We start from the raw sequence: 21,796 nt of genomic DNA on the forward strand, positions 1-21,796 counted from the left end.
ATGCAGCTGCCCTACACCTCCCCCATCTGTGAACTCCGCGGCGTCCAGATGCGCTTCAAAGGCCACCGCGGAAAGGTCCAGCGCGTCCTGGAGGACATCCGCCTCGATGTGCGCCCGGACGAGATCCTCTGCCTCATCGGTCCCAATGGCTCGGGCAAGTCCACCCTCCTGCGCCTCCTCGCGGGCCTGATGCCGCCCACGCAGGGCGAAGTCCGGCATCACGGGGAGAAGCTCGACGGCCTGAACCCCGGCGTGGCCATGGTGTTCCAGAGCTTCGCCCTCTATCCGTGGATGACCGTCGAGGAGAACGTCCGGGTGGTGCTCCGCGCCCGCGACCTGCCCGAGGGCGAGGTGCGCGAGCGGGCCCACCAGGCCATCCGCAAGGTCGGCCTCGAAGGTTTCGAGGAGGCCTTCCCCCGCGAGCTCTCCCGCGGCACCAAGCAGCGCGTGGGCGTGGCCCGGGCGCTGGCCGTGGACCCCGAGATCCTGGTCATGGACGAGCCCTTCAGCCAGGTGGACGCCCTCACAGCCGAGGCGCTGCGCGCCGAGATCATGGACATCTGGGCGGACAAGGAGCGCAACCCCTCCGCCATCGTGATGGTCAGCCAGTCCATCCGCGAGGCTCTGCTGATGGCCGACCGCGTGGCCATCCTCTCCGGCAGCCCCGGCACCCTCCGCACCATCGTGGACGTGCCCATGGCCCGGCCGCGGGACAGCCGTTCGCCCGAGTTCATGAAGCTGGTGGACCACCTCCATGACATCTTCACCAGCGCGGAGCTGCCCGACGTCCAGGTCACCGCTCCCATCCCCAGCGCCGCGGTCCAGGAGGACCAGGTGGAACCTCTCCCCCAGGCCCAGAGCGGCGACATCCTGGGCCTGCTCGAGTTCCTGGAGACGCAGGGCGGCACCAGCGACCTCTTCCAGGTGGCCTCGCACACCCACGTCGCCTTCGAGAAGGTGCTCACCACGGTGAAGGCCGCCGAGATGCTGGATCTCGTGGACACGCCCAAGCGCGCAGTCCTCCTCACGCCGCTGGGCAAGCGGTTCGTGAACGCCAACATGGATGACCGCAAGGACCTCTGGCGGGCCCAGCTCCTCGAGCTGCGGCTCTTCCGCGTGGTCCAGGAGATGATGCACCTCGAGGACGGCGAGCTGTCCGAGGAGGTCCTCCTGCAGGAGCTGGCCACGCGCCTGCCCATGGAGGATCCGGAGAAGACCTTCGAGACGCTCGTCGCCTGGGGCCGCTTCGGCGAGCTCTTCGCCTACCGCGAGGAACGCGGCGTCCTCACCCCGGAGTAGGTTTCTTCACTGGCAGGGGCGGACTGAAGGCGCAGGCCGCGATGCCCGCCAGCACGAGCAGGGTGCCCAGGCCCTGCAAGGGCTTCACGGATTCCCCGAGGAGCAGCCACCCCAGGATGACCGTGGCCACGGGCTGGGTCATGAGGCCCATGGCGCCGAGGTTCGTGGACACGTGGCCGATGCCCCAGGTGATGAGCCACCAGGCCACGACCTGCACGACGAAACCCAGGCCCGCCAGGGCCCACCAGGCCCGGGCGGGATAGCCAGAAAAGGCCTCTCCCTGCGCGAGGCCCAGGACCCCGAACCCCGCCGTGCAGCAGAGCACCACCCAGAACAGGGCCTCCGGAGCGCTGAGTTCCTGGCGGGCGCGGCCCAGGGCCAGCGTGAAGGCCCCGTAGGCCAGGGAGGCGAGGGCCCCCAGCAGCTCGCCCAGACCCGTGCCCCAGCGGGCGCCCTTGGCCAGGCCCAGGATGAGGGCGCCACCCAGGGCGAGCGCCACGCCCAGCCAGAACCGGCGCCGCAGCTTCGCCCCGAGCCAGACCACGGAGACCACGGCCACCCAGATGGGCGCCAGGGTCACCAGCAGCGTGGCGTTGGCGGCGCTCGTGTGATGGAGCGACGAGTGCCACATCCAGAGGTCCCCCACAAAGCAGAGGCCCGCCACACCGGCCCAGAGTCGGGCCTTCCCGGCCTCGCGCCTCGCCGAGCTCCGGGCCCGCCAGGCGAGCCAGGCCACGGGCGGCAGGGCGATGACCATGCGGTAGAAGCCCACCGCCAGCGGTCCCGCGGGCGCGGCCCAGCGCACGAGCATGGCCGCAAACCCCAGGAGCGAAGCCCCGAGGATCAGGGCCGCCAGGCCTCTCGGATCCGGCGTCCCCGCCCGTGTCCCGTCCATCCTTCCAGCATCGCCGCCGATGCGCGGCACACGCAAGGCGTCAGTTCGCCCAGCGGGAGACCTGCTCCCAGACGTCCTCGTCCCGGGTGGGTCCGTTCAGCAGGATCGCGAACACCCGCACCTTCCCGTCGAAGGTCTGCAGGTAGCCGCAGAGGCTGGTGACGCGGTCGAGGTGGCCGGTCTTCACCCGGATCCGCCGCGTGAGGTTGGGGTCCTTGATCTTCAGCTTCCAGGGCTCGCCGCCGATGATCTTCAGTGACGAGACGAACTCCGGCCCCACCTCGAAGTCGTGGTAGGCCCCGCGCAGGATGATGGCCAGGGTTCGGGCGGACAGGCGATTCTCCTTGCTGAGGCCCGAGCCATCCGTGATCCGGATGGCCTCCGGCCCCAGGTTGAAGGCGGACTGGTAGAAGGCCTGGATGCGCTGGACGCCCAGGGGCCAGGAGCCCGCGCCGAAGCGGCGGGTCAGCATCTCGATCATGAAGTTGTTGGACCACTTGTTGATGTCCTGCACCAGGGCGCGCAAGGGCGGCGAGGTCCAGGTGGCCAGCTTGCGCGGCACGTCCGGTCCGGCGGCGCCGCCCTCCACTGTGATGCCGGTCTCCCGCAGGATCCTGAGGATGATCTCCCGGGCCTGGCGGTCGGGATCCTCGAGGATGCGGCCCCGGTCGTCCCGGTTGAAGTCCACAGACAGGGCCCGCACCACGGGCAGGGTGTCGACCGAGGTGTTCTCCCAGCCCTGGGGCTCGCGCTGGGCGTCGAAGGCGCTCTGATCCAGGCGCACGGTGCCGAGGACCCGCCGGAGGCCCTCCTTCTTCAGGGACTGGGCCAGCATCCAGATGCGCTCGCTGGTGAAGAGCGGATCGCCATCGCCCTTGAAGACGAGGTCTCCCTGCACCACGCCGTCCCTCAGGTCGCCCCAGACCTCGGTCTCGATGGTGGTGTCTGGCTTCAGCGTCTTCAGCAGGGCGTAGGTGGTGACCACCTTGGTGGTGCTGGCGGGCACGAGGGCCACGCCGTCATCATGGCGCTCCAGCGCCCTGCCCGTGTCCACGTCCCAGATCCCCGCGGACACCGTGACTCCGCGGGCCTCCAGGCCCCTCACCCAGGCCCGGAGACCCTGGGCGCGGGAGGGAAGCGCGCACAGCAGCAGGAGAAGGAGAAGCCGAACCGCCATGCCCGGCACCTCAGGGCTTCGAGATGGTCGGCGTGGTTCCCCGGGGGCTGCGCCGGGTCCGCTCGTTCTCGGTGGTGTTGCCTCCGAGCAGGTTGTCATCGGCCCTGAACATCCAGTCCCGCACCAGGGTCTTGCCCTGGTAGGCGTGGATGCTGTCCTTCTCGGAGCGGCTGCGCACGCCCACGATGGGCAGCCCCTGCGTGTCGCCGGAGGCTCCGGGCTGCACCTGCGTGAGGTATTCCCACTCGCCGTTGCTGGTCATGGGATCGCGGTATTTCTGACGCAGGATGTGGGGTCGGACCTTCATCACCTCGTCCAGGTCCGTGGGGTAGCGGTTGTTCTTCGCGAAATAGACTCGCAGGGCCGCGGCGATGGCCTCGCCCCGGAAGATCAGCTCGGCCTCGTTCTCCCGCTGGACCTCCGCGCTGATCACGGGACCGGCCTTCATGAGCATCACGCCCATCACGACGGCCATGGCCAGGGCGAGGGCCATGGTGAAGCCGCGCTGGGTACGGAATGGGGAGGCGGTCCGCATGAATGCTCCAGGCCTAAAATATCAGGCCCGTTCCCCCTTACGTGCCATGAGCTCGCCAAAAGCTTCCACGACGGAGGGATCGAACTGGGAACCCGCCTCGTTCCGCAGCTCCGCCAGCGCCTGACGGAAGCCCTGGGGCCGGCGGTATCCCTTCCCGCTGGTCATGACCTCGTAGGCCTCGATGAGCCCGATGATCCTGCTGCCCATGGGGATGGCTGTCTCCCGCAGGCCGTCCGGGTAGCCCCGGCCGTCCCAGTGCTCGTGGTGATGGCGGATCATGCGGACCACATCGAAGGGGAACCGCAGGTCCTTGAGGAAGACCGCCGCCAGCTCCGGATGGCTGCGGACCTTCTTCATCTCCTCGTCGTTCAGCTTCGGCTTGGCGAGCATCTGGGGGTCCAGCAGCAGCAGGCCCACGTCATGCAGCATGGCGGCGATGCTCACCGCCTCCACTTCCTCCGTGGGCAGATCGAGCAGAAGCGCCAGATCCCTCGCCAGGCGCGCGGTGGCCAGGCTGTGGGGCCGGAGGTTGGGCACGCGGATCTCGCTGGATTGCAGGATGCGATGGCTCACGGACAGGAAGGCCTGGTGGTAGCGCTCGTGGAGCCTTGCCTCCTGCAGGTGGAGGGCCAGCACCCGGCTCAGCTGGCGGATGGCCTCGATCTCGGCCAGGGAGAAGGACTGGTCCTCCAGGCGGAACACCATCACCAGGTCGTGCCCCTGGGGCGTCTCGTTGAGCAGGAGGGGCATGTAGGTGGCGAAGGCGCCCGTCAGCGGCGGCACTTCCGGCATCTCGGTCCGGGTGATGAGGCGCAGGTCCGGCTCCCTCACCGTGGGGAGGTGGAAGGTGGCGTGGGCCAGGATCTGCTGCTGCAGGTCCGGCGACAGGGGCAGCGTGCTGAAGGCCAGGATGGGCCGGATCTCCTCGGGGTCCTCGATCCAGAGCGCCACGGCGGTGGCCGGCAGGATCTGGCTGATGAGCCCGGCGATCTCCCAGAAGAAGGCCCGCTGCTCGGGCCGCACCATACCCTTCTGGCGGTCCGGACTCGCGGGGGCGGGGGCCACCCAGCCGCTGAGGGAGCGGTCCGGCTCCCAGGGGAGCGAGCCGTAGCCGTCCTTGCCGCCAGGGAATCCGTAGAGGCGCTCCTTGGTCGAAGGGCCTGCGGAGTGGACCCCCGGCCCCGGGGCGGGCGGATGCTCGGTGGGCCGGGCCGGCGCCAGGAGCGGCTCCGGCGCGGGCGCGAGGTCCTCGAGGAGATCAGCCGCGGTGGGCAGGCCCTCCGGCACCACGCCCGGGCCGATGGAAGGCGCGGGGTTGGCCGCGCGGGCTCCGCCGAAGAAGCGGAATTCCTTCAGCGCCGCCACCAGGTCCCCGCAGATGGCCAGGGTGGGCGGCTCGTCCCGCTCCACCTCGAAGGTTCCGCCCTTGATGCGGTCCCGCTGGATCAGGAGGCCCACCCAGTCGCCCTGGAGATACACCGGCGTGATGAGGTAGCGGGGCCATTCCCCGCCCTGGCCGAAGGCGGACAGCTCCGGCGATTCCGACGCATCGTTCACCACGTAGGTGCGGCGCGCCCGCTGGGTCCTCACCAGGAGCGGATGCCCCTCCGGGATGGATACGGGTGGGCGGGTGCCCCGGGGCCACCCGTAGAAGCTCACCACCTCGAAGGCGCCCTGCCCGGGCACGCGGAGGTAGAGGGCGCCCTTGGTACTGCCCACCTCCTCCATGCAGCGGTAGAGCACCTGGGAGCAGCGATTCGCCAGCGCTTCACCGAGGATGAGAGGGGACACCGGCATGGGACGCATCCAGACCGAAAGAAGGCCCATCATGGCAGACCCCCATCCTGCAGATCTAGATGCATGGATCGCTGTTGAAACGTTTTTTTACGCCTCCGGCGCCGCCTGGAGCGAAGCCACCGCCAGGTCCCGGGCGGCCCAGCGGGTCAGCCCCGCCAGCTGGCGACCGTGGCCGCATTCGGCGAGGGGCGCGCCCAGCGCCTGCAGCCGGGCCACCACCGCCAGCCAGTCCACGGGCAGGGCCACGGAGGCGATGCCCTCGTCCCAGGCTGCCGCACCCGTGTCCAGGATCCGCCCGTCGAAGTGGGAGATCAGGGGGAAGGCGGGGTCCGCCGGCGCCACCGCCGCCAGCCTCCGGGTGATGGCGGGCAGCAGGGCCGCCATGTGGGGACCGTGCAGGGGATGGCGCACCGGCAGCAGCCCCGCCTTCAGGGCGGAGGGGCCCAGCGCCGCCACCAGCGCCTCCAGCGCGGGCACGGGCCCCGAGACCGTGAACTGGGCCTGGCCGTTGCGGTTCGAGAGCACCAGGTCCGGGTGGTCCGTCAGGGCGCGCCGCACCTCCAGCTCCGGCACCCCGATGAGGAAGGCCATGCCCATGGTCCCTGGGCCGAAGGTGGCCTCGCTGAGGTCCTCCACCGCGGAGATGAGGTCGAGGGCCGCCTCGAACGGCACCACACCCGCCGCCACGAGGGCGGAGTAGAACCCCATGCTGTGCCCCGTGGCGGCGACGGGAAGGGGCAGGCCGGCCGCGCGCCAGGCCCGGTAGACGCCCACGGAATGGGCCAGCACGGCGCAGGGCGCCAGGCGCTGGGACCGCAGCAGGTCCAGGGGGCCTTCCGCCATGGCCTGCCGCAGAGGCCTGCCCGTGCGGGCCTCCGCGGCCGCCAGGGTCTCCGTCCAGGCTTCGTGGGCCTCCCATCCCTGGGACATGCCCACGGCCTCGGTACCCTGGCCGGGAAACAGGAGGATGGAGGCGGGCGCGAACATGGTCTCGAGGATAGGGTGCCGGATCCCCCGTCATCCAGTAGGCTGGGGACCATGTCCCCCCTTTCCTCCCCGGCCCCGCTGCCCTGGCAGCAGGTCCCCTGGCACGAGCGCCGCTCCTACTGGGAGCTGGACGAAGGCCGGAGGAAGGAGCTGCGCGAAGCCCTGGAGGCCGAGGCCGCGGACCTGGCCCGCCACGCCGGTCCCGCCCTCGACGACTACGCCGCCCGGCCCGGCACCCTCAAGGGCCAGCTGGTGAATGGCGACCTGCTCGCCACCCTGCTGCCCACCCTCCAGCAGAACCCCACCCAGGGCTACGAGGCCCTGGAAGATCCCGCCGGCCGGGCCGCCGTGCACCTGAACGCGCTCGGCAAGCGCCTCCGGGACCGGGCCCTCGCCCAGGCCCAGGGCGGGCCGGTGATCATCTTCATGGGGGGCCAGGCCACGGGGAAGACCACCAACGCCCTGGCGCTCGGCTCCGCCTTCGGCGCCGTGTTCGACGCGCCCCACACGGATCCCGATGGCGTGGCCTTCCTCCTGGACCGCATCCGAAGCGCGGGCAGCCACGAGGTCCACCTCGCCTATACCGACCGCGATCCCGGCGGCGCCCTCAAGGCCATGCTGGCCCGCTCCGAGCGCGAAGGCCGCTACGTGCCGCTCGACCGCATGGCCCGGGCCCACGCCTGGGCCCCCTTCACCTTCCTGGGCTTCGCGCCCCGCGCGGGCCGCTCCCTGCGGCTCTACCACGTGCGCGTGGAGGACGAGGGCCCGGATGTCATGACCACGGGGCACGAAGCCATCGCCGCCGTGCGGGCCCGCCCCAAGCCCGTCGATTCCGTGGTTGCCTACCAGCTCCAGACCGCTTACCTTTCCCTACTGAGGATCCAAACCCATGACCCCCGAACCTGGTACCCGCGGGACGTACTCGCAGGACTCAATCGAACCCTCGACCCCTGGCGCCGAAGCGAAGCCGACCATCTCCTTCGCCGATTTATCGAAGCTGTGGCGGAACGAAGTGCCCAAGCTGATCCAGGCCCACGAGGCGGATCGGCTGGAGGTACGGAGGAGCCTGGGCCTCGCCTGAGCTGAATTCGCTGTGCAAGTTCAGTAAGGAAAGAAAAACATTTAGAATTCGCGCAGCGAATTCCTTACTGAATGTGCGTAGCAGATTCAGCTCTCGTGGTACCCCATCACCACCAGCAAGCACGGTCCTCCGGCGATGACGCTCATCCCGAGTGACTCGGCGGTGCGTACCGCTTCCGGGCTCTCGGCGCCGGGCTGCATCCAGATGTGCTTCACCCCCGCTGCCGCGGCCTCGCGCACCACTTGCTCCGTAGCAGCAGGCGGCGTGATCACGGAGATGGCCGGCACTTTCACCGGCAGCGCAGCCAGCGAGGGATAGGCCTTCAGGCCTTCCACCTCCGGCGCCTTGGGGTTGATGGGATACACCTCGTGCCCGTGCTGCAGGTAGCAGCGCAGCACCTTGTTGCCGTACTTCGAGCGGTCCGTGCTGGCGCCCACCACCGCGAAGGGCCCGGAAGCGAGGAACGACTGGATGCGGTCTTGGACGGACATGGGAACCTCCGGGAGGAGAAGACTCTAACCGCGAAAAACGCGAAAGATCACGAAAAGGAAATGAAGCCAGAATGTCCGCTTTCACTTCTTTCGCGCCATTTCGCGTCTTTCGCAGTTCCAGCTCTTATTTCAACGACTGGATGGCCCTCACCGTCATCTCGCCCCGCAGGGTCTCGACGGCTTCGCAGGCGGCGAGGGCGGCGCTGAGGTTGGTGAGGCACGGGATCTTCAGGCGCAGGGCCTCCCGGCGGATGGCGCTCTCGTCGAAGAAGGCGTCGCGACCCAGGGGTGTGTTGATCACCCACTGCACCTCGCCGTTCTTGAGGAGGTCCACGGCGTTGGGCCGGCCCTCGTTCACCTTGAAGATCTTCCGTACCTTGAGGCCCACGGACTCCAGCGTGCGGGCCGTGCCTTCCGTGGCGCAGAGGCCGAAGCCCAGAGCCACCAGCTTGTGGGCCAGTTCTGGCAGGCGGGCCTTGTCCCGGTCGTTGACGGTGAGGAACACGGTGCCCGACAGCGGCAGCGGAATGCCCGCGGCCAGCAGGGCCTTGGCGTAGGCCTCGCCGAATCCCTCGCCGATGCCCATGACCTCGCCCGTGCTCTTCATCTCGGGGCCGAGGACCGGATCCACGCCCGGGAACTTGGCGAAGGGGAAGACCACGCCCTTGACCGACACGGCCCGGGGCACGCCGTCGGTGACGCCCTGCTGCTTGAGGCTCTGGCCCAGGCCGATGCGGGCGGCCACGCCGGCCCAGTCCACGCCCGTGGCCTTGCTCACGAAGGGCACCGTGCGGCTGGCCCGGGGGTTGGCCTCCAGGCAGTAGGCGACGCCATCCTTCACGGCGAACTGCAGGTTCATGAGGCCCTTCACGCCCAGGTCCAGGGCCAGCTTCCGGGCGTAGCCCTTCACCGTCTCCAGGATGTCCTCGGGCACGCCCAGGGCCGGGATCACGGCGTAGCTGTCACCCGAGTGGATGCCGGCCTCCTCGATGTGGGCCAGCAGGCCCGCGATGGCCACCTCCTCGCCGTCGCAGACCACGTCGATGTCCAGCTCCTGCGCGCCGTCCAGGAACCGGTCCAGCAGCACGGGCTGGTCGTTGCTCACGGCCACAGCCTCCCGCATGTACTTCTCCAGGCCCTTGTCGTCGAAGACCACGGCCATGGCCCGGCCGCCCAGCACGAAGCTGGGGCGCACCATCACCGGGTAGGCAAGGCGCTGGGCGATGTCCTTGGCCTGCTCGAAGCTCGTGGCCATGCCCCAGGCCGGCGCCGGGATGTCCAGGCGCTTGAGGGCCTGGCCGAACCGCTCGCGGTCCTCGGCGTCGAGGATGGCGTTCAGCGGCGTGCCCAGGAGCTTCACGCCCGCGGCGTCCAGGGGCGAGGCCAGCTTCAGGGGCGTCTGCCCGCCGAACTGGGCGAAGACGCCGAGGAGCTTGCCGCCGGCGGCCTCGCGATCGACCACGGCCTTCACGTGCTCGAAGGTGAGGGGCTCGAAGTAGAGGCGGTCGCTGGTGTCGAAGTCCGTGCTGACGGTCTCGGGGTTGCAGTTGACGAGGATGGCCTCCACGCCGCTGGCGCGGATGGCCTCCACGGCCTGGACGCAGCAGCAGTCGAACTCCACGCCCTGGCCGATGCGGTTGGGACCGCTGCCCAGCACGATGGCCTTGGGCCGGTCCGTCGGTTCCGCTTCGCTGTGGTCTTCCCAGGTGCCATAGAGGTAGGGCGTCTCGGCCTTGAACTCGCCCGAGCAGGTGTCCACCCGCTTGTAGGCGGGGCGCAGGCCCAGGATCTCCCGGCGCGCGGCGACTTCGGCTTCCGTTCCCGAGCAGAACACGGAGATCTGGTCGTCCGCGAACCCGGCGCGCTTGGCCTTCTCCAGCAGCTCCACGGGCAGCCTGTCGACGGGGAAGCTGCGCAGGCGGCCCTCCAGCACCACGATCTCCTCGATCTCGCGGAGGAACCAGGGGGTGATCTTCGTGAGGCGGTGCAGCTCCTCGACGCTGTGCCCGGCCTTCAGCGCGTGATAGACCCAGAAAATGCGCTGGGGCCCGGGAATGAGCAGGTGCTCCTTGAGGCGGCCCAGGTCCAGCTTGCCCTCCAGGGCACCGGAGATGCCGCGGTGGCCCTCCTCCAGGGAGCGGATGGCCTTCTGCAGGGCCTCCTGGAAGCTGCGGCCCAGGCTCATGACCTCGCCCACGCTCTTCATCTGCGTGCCCAGCACCTTCTCGGCCTGGGGGAACTTCTCGAAGGTGAAGCGTGGGATCTTCACCACCACGTAGTCCAGCACAGGCTCGAAGGCGGCCTTGGTCATGCGGGTGATGGCGTTGGGCAGCTCCCAGAGCCGGTAGCCCAGGGCCAGCTTGGTGGCCACCCAGGCGATGGGGAAGCCCGTGGCCTTGGAGGCCAACGCGGAGCTGCGGCTCACGCGCGGGTTCATCTCGATGACGATGATGCGACTGGTCTCGGGGTCCAGGGCGAACTGAATGTTGGATCCTCCCGTCTCCACGCCCACGGCGCGGATGACGGCCAGGGCCGCGTCGCGCATGCGCTGGTACTCGGGATCCGTGAGCGTGAGGGCCGGGGCCACGGTGATGCTGTCGCCGGTGTGGACGCCCATGGGATCGAGGTTCTCGATGGAGCAGATCACCTCGACGTTGTCGTCCAGGTCGCGCACCACCTCCAGCTCGAACTCCTTCCAGCCCAGGATGCTCTCCTCGATGAGCACCTGCTTGGTGGGGCTCAGGTCCAGGCCCCGGGCCACGATGGTCTCGAACTCGTCGACGTTGTAGGCGATGCCGCCGCCGCTGCCACCCAGGGTGAAGCTGGGGCGGATGATGGCAGGGAAGCCCGTGAGCTTCAGCAGGTCGCGGGCCTCGGCCATGTTGTGCGCGAAGCCGCCCCGGCAGGTCTCCAGGCCCAGGTCGTCCATGAGGGCCTTGAAGAGCTGGCGGTCCTCGCCGCGGTTGATGGCCTCGGGCTGGGCACCGATGAGCTTGACGCCCGTGCGCTCCAGCAGGCCGCTCTCGAAGGCCTCCATGGCGAGGTTCAGGGCCGTCTGGCCACCTACGGTGGGCAGGATGGCGTCGGGCTGCTCCGCCTCGAGAACCTTCTCCAGCACCGCCAGCGTGAGCGGCTCGATGTAGGTGGCGTCCGCCCGGCCCGGGTCCGTCATGATCGACGCCGGGTTGGAGTTCAGCAGGATGGTGCGGATGCCCTCCTCCCGCAGCGCCTTCAGCGCCTGCGTCCCCGAGTAGTCGAACTCGCAGGCCTGCCCGATCTGGATGGGCCCCGAGCCCAGCACCAGCACGCTCTTCAGATCCGTCCGCTTAGGCATGGTGGACCTCCTGGAGCATGTCGACAAAGCGCTTGAAGGCCGGATGCGCATCGTGCGGGCCGGGCGATGCCTCGGGGTGGTGCTGGAGCGAGAAGATCGGGAGTTTCGTGTGCCGCAGGCCCTCGACGGTGCCGTCGCTGAGGTGCTTGTGGGTCACCTTGATCTCTTTGGGCAGGCTGGCTTCGTCCACAGCGAAGCCGTGGTTCTGGGCCGTGATCTCGATGCGGCCGGTGGTCAGGTCGTGCACGGGCTGGTTGGCGCCTCGGTGGCCGAACTTGAGCTTGAAGGTGCGGCCGCCGAAGGCCTGGCCCAGCAGCTGGTGGCCCAGGCAGATGCCGAAGATGGGCAGCTTGCCGATGCAGGCCTCCACCTCCTTCTGCATGCCGGGCAGCGCGGCGGGGTCGCCGGGGCCGTTGCTGAGGAAGAGGCCGTGGAAGCGCTTGTCCGCCAGCTCCGTGGCCGGGGCGTTCCAGGGGAAGACCTCCAGGTGCAGACCGACGGCCTCCAGCTGCCGCAGGATGCTCAGCTTGATGCCGCCATCCAGCACGGCCACGCGGAAGGCGCCGCCGGGGTTCAGCTCGTAGCGCTCCTGGCAGCTCACCTCCGCGCAGAGGGCCTGGCCGGTCATGTCCGGCAGCGCCTTGGCCTTGGCCACGCCCGCCTCGAGGCTGCCGTCCAGCTCGGTCCAGATGAGGGAGGGCTGGGAACCCTGGTCCCGCAGATGCTGGGTGAGAGCACGGGTGTCGAGGTCCGTCATCACCGGGATGTGGTGGCGCTTAAGCCAGCCCGCCAGGTCGCCCTCGGAGCGCGTGTGGTCCGGCGCGAAGGTGAGGCGCCGGCAGAGCAGGCCCGTGGCCCAGGGCCGGGTGCCCTCATTGAGGTCCCCGTGGATGCCGTAGATGCCCTGCTCGGGGAAGGTCATGCAGACCATCTGTCCCGCGAAGCTGGGATCCGTGAGGATCTCCTGGTAGCCGGCCATGGCCGTGGTGAACACCGCCTCGCCGCCCCCGCCGAACCCCAACGGCGCCCGCCCCCGGAAGATGGTCCCGTCCTTCAGGATCAGGTGCGCTCGCATGTGCCTCCCCCGCTCGGTGGCCCTGCAAAAACCCCGCGGGGGCCGGGCCGCCGCGGGGTCGTGAGAATGACATCGGTCCGAAGGACCAAAGTGAGTGTAACGACCTGGGAAAGCGAGGATCAGCCTTTTTGTTCAAGGGGTTTTCGGCCATACTGCTCCTTTGCTTCTCACGTGCAGGAAGGTGTCTCAAAACACCTCGAACGCCCGGCCATGCATCGCACGTAGAAGTACAACCGGATCGACCGCCTCGGCCAGCGCGAGCGCGCCATTATGCCGGTACGAGGACGCCAGCAGGCACTGGGCCGCTTCGATCACGATGAGCGCCGTTACGGCATAGATGTCCTGTCCACGTACGCTAACCGTCTTGGTCACGCCATTCTGCACGAGCCGTACCACGAGCTCGAACCGCTGCGCGGAGCGTCCACTGTCGTCTACCGCCGTGGGCGGCGGCGTCGTGGCGTCACGGATGTCGTCAAGCGCCGAGCGGTTTAACAGCGAGCGGATCGTGCCGACCTTCAGGTGATGAGCCAAGGTGACGATCTCACTGAACGGCAGTTCCACCATTGCCTGAGGTCCCAACGGCGGAGAGAAGGTCCAGTCCGCCATTTCGGCCGAAGGCAGCAGGGGCGCGAAGCGCCCGTTCTCGATCACCACACGAGGCACCTTGTTGCGCTCGCCGGTCTTGCGCGTGCCAGCGGTGGGCCACCAGCGGTCGAGCGCAATCGCTACCGTGATCTCGTCGATGCCGCCCGCGGATGCCAATGAGCTGGCCAGCAGGTCGGCCAGGCCACCATAAAAACCGGCCGCCGGAATGACGGCGCGGCCAGCCGCACGCGCCGCTGCATCGAAATCGACAAAGCTGGCTTGCGCGCTGGCCTGCTCCGCCGTCACGTCGATGTAATGGCAGCCAGCGCGCAACGCCGCCTGCGCCACAGGCGCGGCGGTGTCGAGAAACGGCCCCGCGCAGTTGATGACCAACGCAGAGCCGGTGAAGGCCCGTTCGAGACTGGCCAGATCGTCCAGCCTCGCCACACGCTGGGCAACTGCCGGAGGAAACGTCCCTTCCAGCCGCGCGGCGGTGCGCCCGACCGCCAGCACCGGCAGCCCACGGCGCTGCGCTTCACGGACGACAAATTGACCGGTGTGGCCGGTAGCGCCGTAGACGGCAATGAATTTAGCTGCGTTGTGCATGCGAGTTCCTCCAAACGATACAGACCTGTCTGTTCTTTGCAGATTACAGACAGGTCTGTAGCATGTCAAGCATGCGCGCCAAATCCGCCCACCCTATTCGGCGAAATCCCGCGTCGACCGGCCGTGCCGTCGCGGCCTCAAAAGTTTCGCAGAAAGCGACCGCCGAGCCTGGGCCTGACGTCCGCGAACGCATCCTCGACACCGCTTCCACCCTCTTCTATAAGCGAGGCGTACGCGCCGTCGGCGTCGATCTGGTCGTGCAGGAAGCCGCCGTCGCGAAGACAAGTCTGTATCGCTACTTCCCAACCAAGGACGATCTCATCGTCGCTTTCCTGGAACGCGAGGATCTCGAGTTCTGGGAGCTATGGGACGGCGTGGCCAAACAGCATCCGGACGATCCCGTTGGCGAACTTCGCGCCCACATGCGCTGGATCGGCAAGCGCCTCGCCCGCTCGAACTACCGTGGCTGCCCCCAAATCAACGTGGCCGCCGAGTTTGCGGAAGAGGACCACCCGGCCCGCCAAGTCTCGAAGCGGCACATGCAGGCGCTGCGAGGCCGCCTGCACGGTATTGCCAAGCGGCTGCGCGCGCCCAGGCCCGGCCAACTGGCCGCGCAGCTGGCGGTGCTGGTCAATGGCGCCTTTGTCAGTTCGGGCCTGCTCGACCCCGAGGAAGCCATTGACGTGCTGCTTGGTTCTCTGGAAGCGCTGCTGATAGGCTCGCGAGCCGGTCGTTGAGTTTCGCGGCTTTGAGCCCAATCGCATTCGGCTGACCCAGGGCTTTCCTTCGCAACGCCTTGCGTCGTCTGGCCCCTCACTCAAGCGGCGCACCCCGACTATGCACCACATAAAGCAGTGCCTCCTGGCTCCCGCCTCCCGCCTCCAGTTTCGGCTTTCTGGCCGCACCATCCCACATATGGACCGGCGACGTCCCGACCGCCGGGTGACGCCAGGAGCGACTCGATGTCGCCTCGGGCGTCGGGCCCCCGGCGAGGAGGGAATCATCTGGCCATGGGAGCGGTCGCGAAATCAGCCACACTGGTTGGGCCATGTGGAGCGGTGACGACATCTACTTCATGAAGCTCGCCCTCGAGGAGGCCGAGAAGGCGGATCGCCTGGACGAGGTGCCGGTGGGGGCGGTCCTGGTGTCCGAGGGGGCGTTGCTGGGCCGGGGGCACAACCACCCCGTGAAGCTGAACGATCCCACGGCCCATGCGGAGATCCAGGCCCTGCGCAGCGCCGGGGCCTGGGCGAAGAACTACCGGCTCACGGGCGCCACGCTCTACGTCACGTTGGAGCCCTGCCTCATGTGTTTCGGCGCTCTGATCCATGCGCGGGTGGACCGCGTGGTGTTCGGCGCCTCGGATCCCAAGGTGGGCGTCAGCCGCTGGCTGGGCGCCCTGGAAGGCGCGAACCTGAACCACCGCATCGCCTTCGAGGGCGGCCTGTTGGAGCCCGAGTGCCGGGAGCAGCTCCAGGCCTTCTTCCGGCGGCGGCGGGGTTAGCGCGGGATCGCTGCCGCCTGGAAGGGGCCGGGCCTCGCCTCCAGCGGATCCTCCTCGCCCGGAGGGAGGAAGGCGGCGGTCAGCGCCCGGAGGAGACTGGGCCGCGCCACGCCCTCCCCTTCGGACCAGAGGAAGGCCACCAGGGGTGAGGACGGAGGTGAAGGCGGGGACTGCACTGAGGCCGGTTCCGCGGTGGCGACCCGCTTCGGCCGAGGCAGCACTTCCAGACGGGCGGGCCCCCGGCTCCGCCCCCCCTTGCTGAAGGCCTGAACCTCGCGGAACCCGGGCCTGGCGGTAGGCGAGACGAAGACCCGGGCGACGGCCCAGCCGGGTTCCGGGAAACGGAGGGGCGCCACCAGGGCGACATCCTTCCCGAAGGAGAGGGCCATGCCCGGAGCCAGGCGGCGGCCCCGGATGCGGAGCTCGGTCTCCTCGCCGGGGCGCGCGGCGGAGGGGATCACGTCGTCGACCTGGGGGGCCTCCTCGCCGCCCAGCCTCACGAAGTACCGGATCTGCGGCGACTCGAAGGGCATGACCGGCGAGAGGATCCGCAGGGTGACTCGGTGTTCACCGTAGTCCGTGGTGGGAAGCGGGATGGCGCTGCGGGAATCGAGGGTGACCGCGCCCGCGAAGGCCAGGGGAGTCATGAAGGTGCTCAGGGGAATCCCGTCCACCACCCACTGGGCCTGGAGCTGCCCCGTGCCCTCGAACTTCAGGTCCGCATAGGCGGTCAGGGGGCTGAAGCCCTGCTCCACCGTGGTGTCCACGCGGCCATCCTCCCAGCGGAGGCGCAGCATGGAGATGCTGAAGGGCGCGGCGGGACCGAGCCGGTCCGCGACGCGGAGGGGCAGCTGGGCGCTCTGGATGACCTGGCCCACCACCACCGGGAAGACCGCCTGCACGAGGAAGGTTCCGGACCGGGCGTACACATGGGACACCGTGGTCCCGCCGCTGAGGGTGCTGCCATCCCCGAAGTCCCAGGCCACCGGTCCCACCGGCTGGGCCGACAGAAGGAAGGTGGTGGGGATCCCCGTGAGGGGAAGGCCCGGGGTGGCCGAGATGGTCCCCTGGGCCCGGAGGGCCAGGGAGCCGAGGAGCGCGAGCGTGATGAGGAGGGTTCGCATGGGCAGCTCCTCAGTACGAGACGTTCAGGAGGATCGACACCTGGGTGTCGTTGGCCATGGGGGCCGTGGTGGTGCCGGTGGCCGGAACGCCGGTGGTCGCGGTGCTCCGGGCCAGGGCCGCCAGGTCCGGCGCGTGGGTGTAGCGGCCCTTGAGGCCCAGGCTGGCCCGGCCGCGGCCCCTGAGGAAGGTATCCAGGAAGAGGCGCAGGGTGCCCTCCGCCACGGAGTTCTCCACCACATCGCCGGTGACCAGGATGGTGCGCGAGACGCCTCCGTTCAGGAGGAAGCCCAGGAGCCCGGGGATGAGGGCGACATCGGCGTTGAGGAAGGCGTTCTCCATGGTGGTCTTCTGGTCGCCGGGATCGCTGAGGGTGCGGGACCAGCTCAGGTTCGGGGAGACCCGCACTCGCGCGCCCAGTCCCAGGCTTCCACCCAGGGAGAACGTGGTGCTGGTGCCCCGGGTATCGCTGGTGCCCTCGGAGCGCAGCCGGTCGAACTGGGCGTTGAAGGCCAGGCTCGACGCGGGCGGCAGCATCAGGTCGAAGCCCGTGGTGAGGCCGGACCGGTTGCTGTTGCTGAAGGGGATGAGGGGATTGGAGACCAGCTCCGCCTCCTGACGGGCGTGTCGTACGCCCACGCGCCAGAACAGGGCCTGCGTCAGGCCCACCCGCGCGTCCAGGCTCTGGGACTGGTTCCAGGCCTGGTCCAGGCCCGGCTGTCCGGTGGGATTGGTGCGTTCGTCCACGGCGGTGGCGCTCAGGCTCCAGGTCGAGCGGTTGAAGCCCACGCTGCCGTTCAGCGTGCGGCGATCCCCCACGAAGAAAGCCACGCCCACGGTGCCGAAGTCCCGCCCCACGTCCCGGTAGCCCAGCTGGGCGCTGAAGGGGCCGTCCATCCACATGCCCCCCAGGCGCCAGGCCTGGTCGGTGAGGTGGGTTCCCTGGTTCACCAGGTCCTTCGTGAAGAGGCTGCGGGCGTACTCTCCCGACAGGGCCAATCGGCTGTCAAAGAACCGGCCGTCGAGGAGGAAGGAACCCGTGGATCCATCCCGCACCATGGGCGCGTACAGCGACAGCATGTTCACGGCCGTCGCCGGGTCATCCTTTCCCGACAGGAAGACGATCTTGGCCCGAAGGTTCCCGGCGAGCCAGCCGTAGCCGAGGGACCCGCCATAGACCTCGCTGCCCTTCTCGGGCCAGGCCAGGCCGTCCGTGCCCGAATGGGCCTGGGTGTTCAGGGCGAAGAGATGGGCTCCCAGCGGCTGCCCCGTGTAGGCGTAGTCGAGTCCCCGGCGCCCCGCTCCGGCCAGCGTGAACTCGGATTCCTGGACCACCATGTCGCCCAGCTGAAGCTTGTGGTTCCCCGCGGCGTAGACCGCCTGAAGGTCGCCGAGGCTCCAGCGCGTCTGGGTGCCGAGGGGCTGGTTCGTGTAGACGACTCGGGCGTTCAGCAGCACCTGGTGGCCGTCCTCCTCCTTCTGGTAGGCGAACCGGATCTGGCCCGAGGCGAGGTTCCGCTGCTCGCCGGGCACCGGCTCCTGGTGGTGGGCCACGCGCTCGAAGGCGCCGTCGAAGTAGATGGGGCCATGGGCCGGAGGCTGCCCACCAGGAGCTGTGCCGGGAGGCGGAATGGAGGCGGCTCCAGGCTGAGTCTGAGTCTGGGCCGGGGTCAGGGCCTGGGCTGGGGCCGCCCCGCCGGCGGGGGCAGAGGGCGTGCCGGGCATCTGCAGGCTGGCGAAGGAGGCCGGAGCCTCCTGGGGCAGGTACTTGATGCCGGAAGGCGTGCGCAGGGCCGCGTAGTACTCCAGCTTCGCGCCCGCGGGGATGGCCGCCTCCAGCTGCCCCGCGTACGAGGTCCCGTCCGGACCGACGTCCAGGTTGAAGCTGGAGAACTCCTCCTCGCCCGCCACGCGGTAGAAGACCACCACCCATTCGGTCCCCGCGGGCGCCGTGGCGGTGCCCTGGACGGGCCCGCCCGGCGTCGCGGGCAGCTTCAGTTCGAAGGCCTCTCCGGCCGCCAGCGCCACGGAGGCGGCGGCCAGGAGAAAGGTCCGCAGAGACCGGTCGATCACGCATGCCTCCCTGGCAAGGGGTATGTTCCGGACACGGCCCTACTGCTCCCGCACCGCTGGACCGTGCGGTCCGCCCAGGTGGCCCCGGATGACCGGATCGTTGTCGAGCATGGCCTCGACCTTCCGCAGCAGCGCCGGGTCCTTGGCGAAGCGGGCGCGGGCCTCGTTCAGCATGGCCCGCTTCTCGGCATCCGCCGCCGGTCCGGACTTGCCGGCGAAGCGACGGGAGATCTCGGCATCCACCCGGGGTTTCGCCGCGGGATCCACCTTGGGCGCCGTGGCCTGGATGCGCTTGAACTCCTGCCAGGGACCCTTGAGCTTGGCGCCCATCTGGGTGCCGGCGGTGCGGGCGGTGAGCCGAGAAGCCGCGGTCCGGTTGAAGGGTGCCAGGGCCAGGGTCCGGTTCTGGCTGAGGTTCAGGGCTGCGATCCCGGGCGCGGGTGAGGCGCCGGCCACGTGGGTGGTGAAGGCGCGGACATCCAGCCGCTGGCGGGGGATCAAGCCGTTGAGGGCGTCGCAGGAGGCCTTGGTCCGCGAGCGCTGGACCTTCTGCATGGCGTCGGCGATCTTCTTCGCCACGGCGGCCCGGTCAAGGGCGTCCTGGATGGGCCGCTGGGCCTGGTCCAGGGTGCCCTTGGCCTGCTGCATGACCGCGTCGTGCACCTGGGTCATGGTGGTGATGGCCTGGCTCGTGATCTGGGTAATGGCATCATCCACGATCTTGCTGGGATCGAAGAGGTGCTCCGGATGGTTGACCAGGTCCGTGAGCATGTTGCCAAGCGTCTGGAGCGGGGCCAGCAGAGCGGTCTGGGCGATGTTCGCGGCCGAGGAGGCCGCGGAGGCCGCCTGCTGCTCGGCCTGGGTGGCGAACTGGCGGACCTGGTTGATGGGCTGCGTCACGTCAGGGCGGAGGGCGTCGATGGCGTCCTTGGCCCTCCGCAGGGCATCCGTCACTTCCTGGGGGTCGGCCGGCAGCTGATCCATGCGGACTCCCGCGCCCGCGCCGACTGTGCCCACCGTGGCGGGTTTCGCCGTGGTGGTAGTGGTGGTGCCCGGGCGAACGCCTGGGGGCTGGACGCCGGCCGTGGCCGCCCGTGTCCCGGCGGTGCCGGCGGCCGCCGTGACTCCGGGCGCCACGTGGGGAACCATCACCTGCGGACGGCTGGCCTCGTTCAGGACGGACTGGGCCAGCTGGGCCGCGGCATTGAAGTCACCCTCAGCCTGGCCGGCCAGGTTGCGCAGGTCGTTGGCGGCGCCGGTCAGTTCCGACTTGGCGAGGTTCACGACGTCGGCCGCCTGCTGCCCCAGTGTCGACGCCAGGCGCCCGACGTTCTGGATGAGGGTGTTGATGCTGTTGATCAGGCTTTCCACCGCACAGGTGATCCCCCCCGAAGCCACGGCGCCCACGCAGCTCCAGAAGTCGTCGCAGCAGGCCTGGAGCGGCACGGCGAGCGGGAACACGCTCACCAATGCCACGGTGGCGATGGAATAGGTTCGCAGTCTCACGGAATCCTCCCTCGGCAGGGCCCGGAAGGGTCTCGAATGAATCGGTGAAGCCGATCCAGAACCGTCCGGACGGGTGGTCAACCTTGCAGGTCGATGTCAGGCAATGCCTGCCGATGGTCGTGCGATGGCGTCCACGAGTCAAGGGTCTGGATGGTATTTTTCAGCCATGCAAATCATAGATAACCGCATAGTTACCTTTTATTGTCCCTCGCTATCTATTGATACCTGTGCTCCTGGCCTCGAGCATGCGCACGGCGAAGGTGGCCAGCCAGTGTTCCCCCTCATAGTTGCCGGAGGCCAGATGCGGCAGCGAGGCCCGGGCATGGTGATCGGCAGCCCGGACCAGGGCGGTCCGCCGGGGATCCCTGGGCCCGAAGGTCCGGGCCAGGTCGTACAGGGCGCGCGCCCGGCTCAGATTCAGGCCATCCAGGTGGACGATCTTGGGATCCGTCCGGTCCGAAACGACCGCCGGCACCAGGGTTCCGGGCAGACCAGGCAGGAAGGCGTCCAGCCAGGGACCGAAGCGATTCCGGGGCAGCACGCGCGCCATCAGGGCCGCCTCCTCCAGGCAGGGCGACAGGAAATCCTCCCCGCCCGGCTCCCAGGCCAGCGGACCGCGCCGGTCCCTGCCGAACCAGGCCTGCGCCCGTTCGAGGATGGCCACCTCCAGCCGCGGGTCCGGCGCGGCCTTCGCGTAATCCAGCGCCAGGTCCAGCCCGAAGGCGGAGTTGGGGTGGACACCGGTGCGGATGGGGTAGGTCTGCTTGGGCAGGAAGTCCCGGTAGGCGGCGGCGATCCGATCCGCCAGGGGCTGCAGGGCCGCGGACCAGCGGCGGGCTTCGGGGGTATCCCAGGTTTTCAGCTCCGCCGCCAGCTTGAGCAGCCACGCCCAGCCGTAGGTGCGCTCGAAGCTCCGCCGGTTGGGCTGGTCCAGGTAGGCCACCTCCACCGCGATGCGCTCCGGCGCCAGGTTCTCCTCCAGCACCGCGCGGATCTCCGCCGCCTTCGCCATGTCCGGGTGGGTACGCAGCAGGCGGACCAGCATCCAGTGCCCGTGCACCGACGAATGCCAGTCGAAGCAGCCGTAGAAGGCCGGATGCAGGGCCTTCGGTGACTGCACCTCCCCTGCCCCGTTCATCACGTGATCCAGCTTGTTCGGAAATTCCTGCCGCGCGCACTTGAGCGCCAGCGCCGCGAACCGGTCCGCCGCCGCGTCCGTCAGCGAGAGGTCCGCCTCCTGGGCGGGCGCCACCACGGCCACCATCGTCCATGCCAGCACCCACGCGCTCGCACCCATGTCATCCTCCCCGGATGATGGATTTTAGCGGTCCGTTCGCTAGACTGCGCGATCCGGAGATTCTGGAGCGCCTCAGATCACCTCTCCGGCGGCTTTGAGGCGGCGCAGGAGACCACGCAAAGCGCCCACGTCGTCGTCCCCTGCGATCCGGTTGGACCGGATGACGCCGCAGCGCTGGCAGCGGTGGAGGAGCGCCAGCTCGTCGCCGTGGCGGACCCAGAGACTGATGGGATCCATGACGCCTCCGCACAGGCTGCGCCGGTCGCCCACCGTGATGTCCACGTGAAGGCTGCGGAGACAGCGCGGACAGTGATTGCGCTGCAGGGTTCCCAGCGCATCTCCCGGCACGGTGGTCTCGCAGTGCGCGCAGAGGAAGGCATCGGCCGGGCGGTCGAAGCGGTACCCTTTGGAAGGGCGTTGATCACGAGACAT

The 21,796-nt window shown here is 69.2% G+C and carries 18 protein-coding genes; 4 read left to right on the forward strand and 14 right to left on the reverse strand.

Annotation, left to right across the window (positions count from 1 at the left end):
* Entirely contained in the window at positions 1-1,299 is a 1,299-nt protein-coding gene (locus MLG87_RS04835) for an ABC transporter ATP-binding protein (RefSeq protein ID WP_243294070.1), read from the forward strand.
* On the opposite strand, the gene MLG87_RS04840 is transcribed toward MLG87_RS04835, so the two are convergent.
* From MLG87_RS04840 to MLG87_RS04860, 5 genes are all read right to left on the reverse strand, one after another.
* Entirely contained in the window at positions 1,286-2,194 is a 909-nt protein-coding gene (locus MLG87_RS04840) for a DMT family transporter (RefSeq protein WP_243294071.1), read from the reverse strand. The two genes, MLG87_RS04835 and MLG87_RS04840, sit on opposite strands and share 14 nt — an antisense overlap.
* A gap of 40 nt (positions 2,195-2,234) precedes the next feature.
* On the reverse strand, positions 2,235-3,371 hold the full coding sequence (locus MLG87_RS04845; protein ID WP_243294072.1) for a D-alanyl-D-alanine carboxypeptidase/D-alanyl-D-alanine-endopeptidase: 1,137 nt from the start codon (positions 3,369-3,371) through the stop codon (positions 2,235-2,237).
* A gap of 10 nt (positions 3,372-3,381) precedes the next feature.
* Entirely contained in the window at positions 3,382-3,906 is a 525-nt protein-coding gene (locus MLG87_RS04850) for a type II secretion system protein (RefSeq protein WP_243294073.1), read from the reverse strand.
* Between the two features lie 21 nt (positions 3,907-3,927).
* Positions 3,928-5,703, reverse strand: coding sequence for an HD-GYP domain-containing protein (locus MLG87_RS04855; RefSeq protein ID WP_243294074.1), 1,776 nt, complete (start codon positions 5,701-5,703; stop codon positions 3,928-3,930).
* Between the two features lie 87 nt (positions 5,704-5,790).
* Positions 5,791-6,690 carry an ACP S-malonyltransferase gene (locus MLG87_RS04860; RefSeq protein WP_243294075.1) on the reverse strand — a complete coding sequence of 300 codons (900 nt, stop codon included), beginning with the start codon at positions 6,688-6,690 and terminating at the stop codon, positions 5,791-5,793.
* 51 nt (positions 6,691-6,741) lie between these two features.
* Between MLG87_RS04860 and MLG87_RS04865 the strand changes: the two genes are divergently transcribed.
* Positions 6,742-7,776 carry a hypothetical protein gene (locus tag MLG87_RS04865; RefSeq protein WP_243294076.1) on the forward strand — a complete coding sequence of 345 codons (1,035 nt, stop codon included), beginning with the start codon at positions 6,742-6,744 and terminating at the stop codon, positions 7,774-7,776.
* 81 nt (positions 7,777-7,857) lie between these two features.
* Here MLG87_RS04865 and MLG87_RS04870 read toward each other — a convergent pair whose 3' ends face one another.
* From MLG87_RS04870 to MLG87_RS04885, 4 genes are all read right to left on the reverse strand, one after another.
* Positions 7,858-8,262 carry a CoA-binding protein gene (locus tag MLG87_RS04870; protein ID WP_243294077.1) on the reverse strand — a complete coding sequence of 135 codons (405 nt, stop codon included), beginning with the start codon at positions 8,260-8,262 and terminating at the stop codon, positions 7,858-7,860.
* Between the two features lie 124 nt (positions 8,263-8,386).
* Positions 8,387-11,596, reverse strand: coding sequence for a carbamoyl-phosphate synthase large subunit (gene carB, locus MLG87_RS04875; protein WP_243294078.1), 3,210 nt, complete (start codon positions 11,594-11,596; stop codon positions 8,387-8,389).
* Positions 11,589-12,671 carry a glutamine-hydrolyzing carbamoyl-phosphate synthase small subunit gene (gene carA / locus MLG87_RS04880; protein ID WP_243294079.1) on the reverse strand — a complete coding sequence of 361 codons (1,083 nt, stop codon included), beginning with the start codon at positions 12,669-12,671 and terminating at the stop codon, positions 11,589-11,591. The genes carB and carA overlap by 8 nt, the downstream gene beginning before the upstream one ends.
* Before the next feature lie 186 nt (positions 12,672-12,857).
* Positions 12,858-13,862 (reverse strand): saccharopine dehydrogenase NADP-binding domain-containing protein, encoded by a 1,005-nt coding sequence (locus tag MLG87_RS04885; RefSeq protein ID WP_243294080.1) that lies wholly within the window; start codon positions 13,860-13,862, stop codon positions 12,858-12,860.
* Positions 13,863-13,933: 71 nt separating this feature from the next.
* Between MLG87_RS04885 and MLG87_RS04890 the strand changes: the two genes are divergently transcribed.
* Together MLG87_RS04890 and tadA are read left to right on the forward strand one after the other, a co-directional pair.
* On the forward strand, positions 13,934-14,599 hold the full coding sequence (locus MLG87_RS04890; RefSeq protein ID WP_243294081.1) for a TetR/AcrR family transcriptional regulator: 666 nt from the start codon (positions 13,934-13,936) through the stop codon (positions 14,597-14,599).
* 311 nt (positions 14,600-14,910) lie between these two features.
* Positions 14,911-15,366 carry a tRNA adenosine(34) deaminase TadA gene (gene tadA / locus MLG87_RS04895; RefSeq protein ID WP_243294082.1) on the forward strand — a complete coding sequence of 152 codons (456 nt, stop codon included), beginning with the start codon at positions 14,911-14,913 and terminating at the stop codon, positions 15,364-15,366.
* On the opposite strand, the gene MLG87_RS04900 is transcribed toward tadA, so the two are convergent.
* From MLG87_RS04900 to MLG87_RS04920, 5 genes are all read right to left on the reverse strand, one after another.
* On the reverse strand, positions 15,363-16,490 hold the full coding sequence (locus MLG87_RS04900; protein ID WP_243294083.1) for a PKD domain-containing protein: 1,128 nt from the start codon (positions 16,488-16,490) through the stop codon (positions 15,363-15,365). The genes tadA and MLG87_RS04900 overlap by 4 nt on opposite strands.
* Positions 16,491-16,500: 10 nt before the next feature.
* Positions 16,501-18,561 carry a hypothetical protein gene (locus MLG87_RS04905; protein ID WP_243294084.1) on the reverse strand — a complete coding sequence of 687 codons (2,061 nt, stop codon included), beginning with the start codon at positions 18,559-18,561 and terminating at the stop codon, positions 16,501-16,503.
* A gap of 39 nt (positions 18,562-18,600) precedes the next feature.
* Positions 18,601-20,067 (reverse strand): hypothetical protein, encoded by a 1,467-nt coding sequence (locus tag MLG87_RS04910; RefSeq protein WP_243294085.1) that lies wholly within the window; start codon positions 20,065-20,067, stop codon positions 18,601-18,603.
* Between the two features lie 211 nt (positions 20,068-20,278).
* A complete protein-coding gene (locus tag MLG87_RS04915; RefSeq protein WP_243294086.1) occupies positions 20,279-21,364 on the reverse strand; it encodes a DUF2891 domain-containing protein in 1,086 nt (361 codons plus the stop codon).
* 72 nt (positions 21,365-21,436) lie between these two features.
* On the reverse strand, positions 21,437-21,796 hold the full coding sequence (locus MLG87_RS04920) for an RNHCP domain-containing protein (protein WP_243294087.1): 360 nt from the start codon (positions 21,794-21,796) through the stop codon (positions 21,437-21,439).

It is taken from the genome of Geothrix mesophila, assembly GCF_022808835.1.
GTDB lineage: Bacteria > Acidobacteriota > Holophagae > Holophagales > Holophagaceae > Geothrix > Geothrix paludis.